Origin of the sequence: Bacillus sp. S4 (genome assembly GCF_040838205.1) — a bacterium.
GTDB classification, from domain to species: Bacteria; Bacillota; Bacilli; order Bacillales; family Bacillaceae_G; genus Bacillus_A; species Bacillus_A cereus_U.
In genome coordinates this window covers 1-1,640 of record NZ_JBFPJI010000491.1, presented here as the reverse complement: position 1 = coordinate 1,640, position 1,640 = coordinate 1, and the positions used below count along the sequence as shown (strand labels likewise).

The window sequence follows — 1,640 nt, the reverse complement described above, 5'->3', positions numbered from 1 at the left end:
ATATTAATTTATGCATTAAATACCATGTCTTCCCCACTTTCCTACGCTGGCATTAACCAGATCAGGTACTAAGAGTCTCAAAATTACATTTGATCTCAGCCTATAAAAGGCCCCTCTAGTGGATAAATATTTAGTTGTCGTATTGTAATTATCATAGCATACTTCGTGGAACTATCAAAAATTTTAATTGTACAAGTATCTTAAAAACCTTCTTCTTTCCTTACTTTTAATGAAGTTTCAATGATCATATCTAATAGCTTACTATAGCTAATTCCCGCTGCTTCTGCACTTTTCGGCAGTAAACTTGATTGTGTCATCCCTGGTAATGTATTAACCTCCATTACATATGGAATTCCGTCCTTCACCATCATATCAACCCTTGCATAAACACTACATTTTAATGCTTTATAACAAGCCATTGACGCTTTATTTACACGTTCCTTAATTTCAGTTGGAAGTTCAATAACTTCTTCAATTGTACTAACATCATCGTATTTTGCATTGTAGTCAAAAAACTCAGCCGCATGTCGAATCGAAATGATAGGTAACTGTTTACCATCAAAAATTGAACATGTAATCTCGTCACCTTTTATATACTTCTCAATTACTACTTCAGAATCCCATTCGAATACAGTTTCCAGCATTGAGATTAATTCGTTTTTATCATTAACGATCTTTACTCCAACACTTGAGCCACCAGAGTTAGGTTTTACCACTAACGGAAATCCTATCTTATCTAACTCTTCAAGCTTTAGATCATCCATTTTTGTAAGTTCAATCCAATCGGGTGTTTCTACTCCTTCATAACGCAAAATCTTTTTCGAAATATTTTTATCCATACATATACCGCTAGATAACATATTGCTACCGCTATAAGGAATACCTAAACTCTCAAGCGTCCCTTGAACTGTACCATCTTCTCCATATTTTCCGTGTAATGCTAGCAATGCAAAATCAATGTCTTTCGCTTTTTCAATTAAATCCATTTTTTCATTTAAAGTAATTGGAACTATTTCATACTTACTCTTATCTAAATGTGCAATCATTTCATTCCCAGTCATAATTGATACTTGTTTTTCAGAGGATACTCCTCCCATAATAACGCCAATTCTCATTTTCTCAACTCCAAGTTTCATTTTTTAATGTTTCACCAATTATTTGAATCCCGCTAACAATTTCCTTTTCTTTCAAACGTGAAAATCCTAATCGGAATGTGTTCGCTCCTCCTCCATCAGAGTAAAAAACATCTCCAGGAGAAAACGTAACTCCTTTTTCATAACACTTTTGTAAAAGTGTGCGGGCTTGAATTTTTTCTTCCAACTCTATAAACAAATGAAGTCCACCATCTCCAGTCATTCTTTTAAACGGAATGTACTGATTACATGCCCCAACAGCTAACTCATATTTTTTCTTATAAACAGACCTTGCTTTTTTTAAATATTTTTCAAAATATCCTTCATGTAAATATTGAAACAGAACAGCTTGATCTAACGTAGAAGTGTGAATCGTTCTTGCTCTTTTTACACTTTCTAAATAATATATCAGTTCTTTATCTGCAATGATCCAACCTACACGTAAACCGGGGAAAAGTACCTTTGAAAAGCTACTAATATAAATCACATTATTACCAGCCCCAGCAA

The 1,640-nt window shown here is 33.7% G+C and carries 2 protein-coding genes and 1 riboswitch; both genes read right to left on the bottom strand.

Annotated features, from left to right (window positions below; genetic code table 11):
• Window positions 1-21 precede the first annotated feature (21 nt).
• Window positions 22-127: riboswitch (TPP riboswitch) on the bottom strand.
• Window positions 128-200: 73 nt separating this feature from the next.
• Window positions 201-1,115 carry a D-alanine--D-alanine ligase gene (locus AB3X48_RS21935; protein WP_016105018.1) on the bottom strand — a complete coding sequence of 305 codons (915 nt, stop codon included), beginning with the start codon at window positions 1,113-1,115 and terminating at the stop codon, window positions 201-203.
• A gap of 4 nt (window positions 1,116-1,119) precedes the next feature.
• On the bottom strand, window positions 1,120-1,640 hold a 521-nt coding region (locus AB3X48_RS21930), incomplete at its 5' end, for an aminotransferase class I/II-fold pyridoxal phosphate-dependent enzyme (protein ID WP_367959947.1).

Bases quoted from the DNA above. Each gene is read 5' to 3' on its own strand.
- AB3X48_RS21935 (WP_016105018.1), bottom strand. From the start codon at position 1,115: ATGAGAATTGGCGTTATTATGGGAGGAGTATCCTCTGAAAAACAAGTA.